This window comes from Corynebacterium sp. ACRPE (assembly GCF_022347435.1).
GTDB lineage: Bacteria > Actinomycetota > Actinomycetes > Mycobacteriales > Mycobacteriaceae > Corynebacterium > Corynebacterium tuberculostearicum_D.
Genome location: NZ_JAKRNA010000042.1, coordinates 1 through 6,540, shown reverse-complemented (window position 1 = coordinate 6,540; position 6,540 = coordinate 1). Strand labels below are relative to the sequence as shown.

The following is a 6,540-nucleotide window of genomic DNA, read 5'->3' as shown; positions in this document are numbered from 1 at the left end:
CCCCTGCCCCTCCCACGCACCGCCCGCCGCGGCAGCAGCAGCGGCCGGAGTCCGTGACGTACATGCTGTGGCTGTGGCTGGGCGCGCTATGCGGCGAGGCCGTGCACCAGGTGCTCAACGTGGTGCTCACGCTGCTCAACCACGACGTACTCATGTCGCAGGCCAAGGAGATGGCCAAATCCGCACCGGCCGGCGTGGATGAAGCCCAGCTTTCCGACGCCTTCCTCCGCACCGCCGCCTACGGCTCCGTCGCCCTTTCGGCGGCCATATCCTTGGCGATTATCGTGCTGCTGGCCTTCCTGTTGCGGTCCCTTGCTAACCGCAGCAAGCGGGCCGGCACCTCGCGCCGCGTGTGGTTCGCCTTCTCGCTCTACTTCGGATTCCGCATCCTGCTGACCTTCATGGTCACCCCGGCCGGCGCGGACGTGCCCGATTGGCTCTTTGCCGCCGATGGCATGGTGCAGATCCTCGTCGGCGTCGCGGCGGTGCTCGGCCTGATTTTCTCCGTGCGGGCCGAAACCTTGGACTACACCGGCGAACTCGAGCAGATGCGCGAGCTGGAAAAGGAACTCGAGCAAGCGCAGCGCGAGAAGAAGCGCGCCGAAGAAGAGCGCACGCGCTCCAAGGACGACCAGCGCGGCAAGCGTGACGACAGCAAGCGCGAACACCCCGACCGCACCAACCGTGCCGACCGCGCTAGCCGCACTGACCGGGAGGATAAGCGATGAATAACACCGATCGGCCCGGGCCCCGCGACTATAACCGCGCGGCCCGAAACACCTCCGCCAAGGAGAACCTCGACGCGTGGCCGCGGCCGCTGCGCTGGGCATATTGGGTGCTCGTCGTCAGCGCCGTGATCATGCTGGTCAGCGGCATGGTGGGCATCTTCGGCTCGGGCGGGCCACAGGTGGAGCCGCAGAATGCGCAGGTCGCGGAGTATCTCCACTCCAATCGCCTGTTCGTCGCGGTGACCAACTCCGTCGGCGCTATCCTGCTTGCGCTCTTCGCGGCGCAGCTGGCTGGCGGCTCCAAGTGGGCACGCCGCATCATTACCGTGGTCATCGCGTTCGCGCTTTTTACCAATATCGCCGCACTCGCACTCGGCATCGGCGGGCTCGGGCTGCTGATTATCCCCATCACCTTGATCGTCGCCCTCGCGCTGCTTTTCCAGCCGCAGTCCAACCGCTTCATCAAGGACCGCAGCTTGCGTGGCTAATTAGCCCTCACTCCAACTTTTGATTCATAATTGGGGCATGTCTCGACTCAATCGTGCCCCGCTTATCGACGCCGCCCTCGGCCGCACCCCCTCCCGCCCCCCAGTCTGGTTCATGCGCCAGGCCGGCCGCTCACTGCCGGAGTACCGCGCCGCCCGCGAGGGTATTAGCATGCTCGATTCCTGCTTCATGCCGGAACTGCTGGCAGAAATTACCCTCCAGCCGGTGCGCCGCCACGACGTCGACGCCGCCATTTTGTTCTCCGATATCGTCGTCCCGCTCAAGGCCGCGGGCGTCAAAGTCGATATTGTGCCGGGCCGTGGGCCGGTGATGGAGCAGGCGGTGCGGAGTAGGGAGGACGTCGGCAAGCTGCCGCTGCTGGATACCGACGTCCCCGAGGTCACCGAGGGCATCGCCCGCATCCTGGCCGAGCTCACCGAAACCCAAGCACTCATCGGCTTTGTTGGCGCGCCGTTCACGCTGGCCAGCTACCTCGTTGAGGGCGGGCCATCCAAGAACCACGAGCGCACCAAGGCCCTCATGCACGCCGATCCGGAGACTTGGCACATGCTCATGCGCCGTCTGGTGCCGACCATCACCCGCTTCCTGCAGGTGCAGGTCGACGCCGGCATTGACGCCATGCAGCTTTTCGATTCCTGGGCCGGCTACCTCAACGAGCGTGACTACCGCGAATTCGTGCTGCCGTACTCCCGGGAGATCCTGGCCGGCGTGACTATCCCGCGCATCCATTTCGGCGTCGGCACCGGCGAGCTCTTGCCGGCTATGTCGGAGGCGGGGTCGGAAGTTATGGGCGTCGATTATCGCGTGCCCATGGACGCCGCGGCCGAGCGCGTAAGCGCCCGCGTGTTGCAGGGCAACCTCGACCCGGCCATGCTTTTTGCCGGCGACGACGCCGTGCGCCAGGCCGTGCGCACCATCCGCGGCGAGGTCGACCGGGCCCGCGAGCGCGGCGATATCGACGGCCATATCTGGAACCTCGGCCACGGGGTCTTGCCAACTACCGACGCGGAGGCAATCACCCGCGCCGTATCCATCATCCACGAGGAGGGCTAAATGCGTATTGCGATTATTGGTGCTGGCCTGGCGGGCTTGACGGCCGCCTACGAGCTGCGCGACCACGACGTTGAGGTTTTCGAGGCCGCCGGCCGCATCGGCGGCAAGCTGTACTCCGTGCCGTTTAATGGCGGACCCACCGACATGGGCGCCGAGGCCTTCCTCGCCCGCCGCCACGACGCCGTGGAATTCATCGAATCCCTCGGCCTGGGCGATAGCCTGGTTGAGCCCTCCGGTCTGCACTCCCTGGTGTACTCCGGCGAGCTTAAGCCGCTGCCGCGCGGCGGGATGATGGGCATTCCTTCGCACTCGGAGCCGGTCGCACACCTGGTTTCGGCCGAGACCGCCCGTCGCATCGACAACGAGGAGCCTTTCGAGTGGACGGCTGGGAGCGACGTTTCCGTCGGCAAGCTCGTGCGCCAGCAGTTCGGCGACGACCTCGTTGACCACGTCATCTCCGCCCTCCTCGGCGGCGTGTACTCCTGCTCGGCCGATGACCTGGGTGTGCGCGCGACCATCCCGGCGCTGGCCGAGACGCTCGACGCGCTCTCCGCGCGCGGCCCGGTCACCCTCTCGGCCGCGGTCCGCTCGTTGGAAGAAGCGCGCGCGGCCAAGCCGAGCAGCGGCGGACCCGTCTTTCAGACCTTCCGCGGCGGCTACGCAGAACTCTACGAGACGCTGGCCGATAAATCCCGCGCCAAGATCTACCTCGATACCTTCATCTCCGGCATCACTCGCGAGGGCGAGAAATTCCGCCTGGCCGGCGCACCCGGCGATACCGTCCCCTTCGACCGCGTGCTGGTGGCCACCCCGGCCCCGACCGCAGCGCGCCTGCTCCCCAAGGTGTCCCCGCGGGCGGCGGAGCGGTTGAAGAGCGTGAAGCTGGCGGCGTCGGCAGTCGTGGGCCTGAAGTTCGAGTCTGACACGGACCCGGCCGGCAATGCATTGCCGCAAAATTCCGGCATCCTCGTGGCCACCGACCAAGACGACGTGCACGCCAAGGCCTTCACACTGTCCTCGCGCAAGTGGCCGCACCTGGCCGAGCGCGGCGGTGCCTTGGTGCGCGCCTCCTTCGGCCGCTTTGGCGACGACGCCATCGTCCGCGCCGAGGAAGACGACCTCGTCGACTACGCCCTCGATGACCTTCAGCGCCTCACCGGCTTCGACGGCCGCGCCGCGGGCGTTGCCGAGATTTTCACCCAGCGCTGGTTCGGCGGCCTGCCACGCTTTGATGCCGGCCACCTGGAAACCGTGGCCGGCACGCGCGGCGCCCTCGCGGCGACGCCGGGCATCGATGCCACCGGCGCTTGGGCCGGCGGGGTTGGCGTACCCAATGTCATCGCGGATGCCCGCGCCGCTGCGGCTCGCATCGCTCGCTAGCTGCGGGGCTCGCTAGCTGCGGGGCTCGCTAGCTGAGGGCACGCCAATGCGGCAGCAGGGCATCCTGCTGCCTGGCGGTTTAGGGGGCTAGTGGGCCGATGGCGGTGCTGGCGCGGTGTCAGCCCAGGGTGGCTGCCACACCACGCGGCCTCGGCGCCGAACGAGGCGCCCGCGCACCGGTGGGGCATTCGGGTCATCGTCATTGACGCCGTTGTGGTACGGGCAACAGGTGGCGAGGTTTGCCATATTGGTATCGCCGCCGTGCTGCCACGCCTGCAAGTGGTGCACCTGGCATTTATCCGCCGGATAGTTGCATTCGGCCCACGGGCACACCGGATTTTCCGCGGCGGCCATGAGCCGCTGCTTCTCGTTGGCCATGCGCTCCGTGCGGTAGAGGTTGACCGCGCCCTCGAAGGGGTGAACGAGGGTGATAAGGCCGCGCTCTGCCAGCGTGCGCGAGACGAGTTCCGCGCCGGTGAGGCGGGCGCCGTTGGTGAGCTGGATGGTGATTTCCTCGCCGTCGCCATCGATGATGCGGTCAAGCTCGTCGAGCGTGATGATCGCGTTGGTCGTAATGGTTGGGCGGGCAGCCGGGGAGGCGCCAGAAGGGGAGAAGAGCTCCGCAACGGAATCGAGGGGAGCATCCTCATCCAGGCTGGATTCCAAATCCGCGATGAGCGAAGAGGGCCCGGTAATCGCGAGGGTCCACGGCGCGTCCTTGCGGCGGCGGATGCGCACGCCGGGGCGCGGCGGGGCCGGGGGATTGAGCTCGCGCAGTTTCTTGCGCGCCAGCTTTTCCATCTCATCGGTATCGGCGGCGGTGCGGCACAGCTCCACGCGCAGGCGCCAGGCGTCGCGCTTGGTCTTGGCGCGGGATGCGTAGCGCTCGATGACCTCCAGCGTGGGCAGTGGGTGGGCGCGGTCGCGGGCGGCGGTAACCGCCTGGCGTTGGAGGCGGGTAAAGGAGGTGGGGGCAAAGAGGGCGTCGGCAAGCGTGAGCAAGGTGCGGGCCGTCTTATTGGGCGCCCCGGCGGCGCGCAGCTGGTCTTCAGACATGCCGACGCACCCGGCAACGATGTCGATGCCGGGCGCCAAGGCCGCGAGATAAGTCTGAAGAGCTGTCATGCCCCGCAGCCTAAGCTACGGCGCGCAACCCGCGCGAGGACGAGCGCGCAAACCTGTGGATAACTAGGGCCGAAAGGGAGAATTTCGGCCCGCACGCCCGGCGGACCTGTGGATAACTAGCCTTTATTGCGGAAGACGAAGATGGAGGAGAAGTCCTGATTGCCGTGGCCCATGGCCTGCATCTCTTCGAAGCGGCCGATGGCGGCGGTAAGGGCGGGCAGCGGCTTGGTAGAGGTCATCTCCATGAGCTTGGCGTCCTTGGCCAGGGCGTCGACGGTGAAATCGCCCGGGTCGGTATTGCGCTCGCCGGTGATAAACGGCGCCTTCATATTGGCGATGAATGACAGACCGGTGATATCTAGCATCTGCAGCACCACCTCGGAGTCCAGGCCCTCGGACTCGCCGAGCTGCAGGGCTTCGAGCAGGCCCTCGGCGGTGACGGCGAGCGCGAGGTTCGCCAGCAGCTTTCCGATGGCCGCCGTAGCCGCCGCTTCCACTCCGATGAGCTTGTCTTCGCCCGCCCAGGACTCGGCGAGGGACATGGCTTGCTCGCGGCGGGCGTCGTCAGGCGTGCCCACATAGACGCCGAGCTTGCCCTCGCGGGCCGGGCCGAGCGTGCCGACGACCGGGGCGTGGACGTAGGTGTCCACGGCGGCGGCGAATTCGCGGGCATCGTTGGGCGAGACGGTGGTGGTGTCGATCCACGTTACGCCCGCGGGGATGAGCTGCGGCTCGACGACGACCTCGCGGACATCGTCAGGCCCGAAGAGAGAGGTGATGATGACCTCGGCGTTCGCTACGGCCTCGGTGGGCGAGACGGCAAGCTCGGCGCCTTCCTCCACCAGCGGCTGGGCGCGCTCGGCGGTGCGGTTCCAGACGGTCAATTCGATGCCGTCTTGCTCTTTGAGCAGGCGGCGGGCTAGTTCGGTTCCCATGCGGCCAGTTCCAAGAAATGCAATCTTCATGGTTTTCTAGTGTGCCATCATTGGGTGCAGGTTCGCCGCGGCTTGCGCGAGCCCCGGACGAGGGAGCCGTACCCGGCAACGCGACAAGACGGCCAGGAAGCAGCTATGGCGTGGTTCATCTTGATTTTCTCCGGCGCATTCGAGGCCGTGTGGGCGGCGGCGCTGGATAAGTCCGCAGGTTTTACGCGCCTGTGGCCCTCGCTTATTTTCCTCGTGGCCTGCGCAATTTCCATGGGCGGGCTGGCGTGGGCGATGCGCAGCATCCCGGTGGGCACGGCCTATGCGGTGTGGGCGGGCGTTGGGGCGTCGGTGGCAGTTATCTATTCCTTCGCCGCCGGCCACGAGGCCGCCACCGTGTGGAAGGTGCTATTCCTCGCCATGATCATCGGCGGCATCGTGGGGTTGAAAGCGGTGAGTTAGAGGCCCGGAATCCGCGGCGCGGGCGGCAGCGGCGGCGCAGGTGGCGGGGCGGGCGCAGGCATAGCGGGCACGGCCGGCATATCAGGCACCGCGTCCTCGATGCGCCCGCGGACTTCGTGCGGCGGGATATTCAGGTTCGGCAGGCCGCTTTTGTCCCGCGCAGGTGGGCGTGGGGCCGGCGCCGCAGGTTGCGGGCGGGGTGCCGGTGCGGGCGCTGGCGCGGGCCGCTGCTGGGGTGCGGGCGCTGGGCCAGGACGCGAACCAGACGCAGGAGCGGGCGCCGCGGTCGATGGCGAAGGCGGCTCGGTCGGCGGCGAGGGAACCGGGGCGTCCTCCCGAGGCAGGTCGCGCGGAGCGAGCGC

7 protein-coding genes, 1 pseudogene and 1 riboswitch are annotated in these 6,540 nt (G+C 67.6%); of the genes and pseudogenes, 6 read left to right on the top strand and 2 right to left on the bottom strand.

Going from position 1 to position 6,540, the window contains the following annotated elements:
* The 4 genes from MHY13_RS11890 to MHY13_RS11875 all read left to right on the top strand — a co-directional run.
* A partial coding sequence (locus MHY13_RS11890) for a hypothetical protein (RefSeq protein WP_239283229.1) occupies positions 1 to 728 on the top strand: 728 nt, incomplete at its 5' end.
* A complete protein-coding gene (locus MHY13_RS11885) occupies positions 725 to 1,216 on the top strand; it encodes a tellurium resistance protein TerC (protein ID WP_239283228.1) in 492 nt (163 codons plus the stop codon). The genes MHY13_RS11890 and MHY13_RS11885, both read left to right, overlap by 4 nt.
* 37 nt (positions 1,217 to 1,253) lie before the next feature.
* On the top strand, positions 1,254 to 2,288 hold the full coding sequence (hemE, locus tag MHY13_RS11880) for a uroporphyrinogen decarboxylase (RefSeq protein WP_239236248.1): 1,035 nt from the start codon (positions 1,254 to 1,256) through the stop codon (positions 2,286 to 2,288).
* On the top strand, positions 2,289 to 3,668 hold the full coding sequence (locus tag MHY13_RS11875) for a protoporphyrinogen oxidase (RefSeq protein ID WP_239283227.1): 1,380 nt from the start codon (positions 2,289 to 2,291) through the stop codon (positions 3,666 to 3,668).
* A gap of 87 nt (positions 3,669 to 3,755) precedes the next feature.
* Here the strand turns inward: MHY13_RS11875 and MHY13_RS11870 are convergent, their stop codons facing one another.
* Positions 3,756 to 4,793 (bottom strand): HNH endonuclease signature motif containing protein, encoded by a 1,038-nt coding sequence (locus tag MHY13_RS11870; RefSeq protein ID WP_239283226.1) that lies wholly within the window; start codon positions 4,791 to 4,793, stop codon positions 3,756 to 3,758.
* Positions 4,794 to 4,909: 116 nt separating this feature from the next.
* On the bottom strand, positions 4,910 to 5,758 hold the full coding sequence (locus tag MHY13_RS11865; protein WP_239283225.1) for an NAD(P)-dependent oxidoreductase: 849 nt from the start codon (positions 5,756 to 5,758) through the stop codon (positions 4,910 to 4,912).
* Positions 5,759 to 5,784: 26 nt separating this feature from the next.
* A riboswitch (guanidine-III (ykkC-III) riboswitch) is annotated at positions 5,785 to 5,855 on the top strand.
* A gap of 8 nt (positions 5,856 to 5,863) precedes the next feature.
* Here MHY13_RS11865 and MHY13_RS11860 point away from each other — a divergent pair.
* Together MHY13_RS11860 and MHY13_RS11855 are read left to right on the top strand one after the other, a co-directional pair.
* Positions 5,864 to 6,178: a multidrug efflux SMR transporter gene (locus MHY13_RS11860; RefSeq protein WP_005327239.1), complete on the top strand. Its 315-nt coding sequence runs from the start codon at positions 5,864 to 5,866 to the stop codon at positions 6,176 to 6,178.
* A gap of 150 nt (positions 6,179 to 6,328) precedes the next feature.
* A pseudogene (locus MHY13_RS11855) lies at positions 6,329 to 6,540 on the top strand (hypothetical protein); the annotation flags it as partial.

What these genes read in the sequence shown, in the direction of transcription:
- MHY13_RS11875 (WP_239283227.1), top strand. Translation starts at nt 2,289, where the DNA reads ATGCGTATTGCGATTATTGGTGCTGGCCTGGCGGGCTTGACGGCCGCC.
- hemE (WP_239236248.1), top strand. Translation starts at nt 1,254, where the DNA reads ATGTCTCGACTCAATCGTGCCCCGCTTATCGACGCCGCCCTCGGCCGC.
- MHY13_RS11865 (WP_239283225.1), bottom strand. Translation starts at nt 5,758, where the DNA reads ATGAAGATTGCATTTCTTGGAACTGGCCGCATGGGAACCGAACTAGCC.
- MHY13_RS11885 (WP_239283228.1), top strand. Translation starts at nt 725, where the DNA reads ATGAATAACACCGATCGGCCCGGGCCCCGCGACTATAACCGCGCGGCC.
- MHY13_RS11870 (WP_239283226.1), bottom strand. Translation starts at nt 4,793, where the DNA reads ATGACAGCTCTTCAGACTTATCTCGCGGCCTTGGCGCCCGGCATCGAC.
- MHY13_RS11860 (WP_005327239.1), top strand. Translation starts at nt 5,864, where the DNA reads ATGGCGTGGTTCATCTTGATTTTCTCCGGCGCATTCGAGGCCGTGTGG.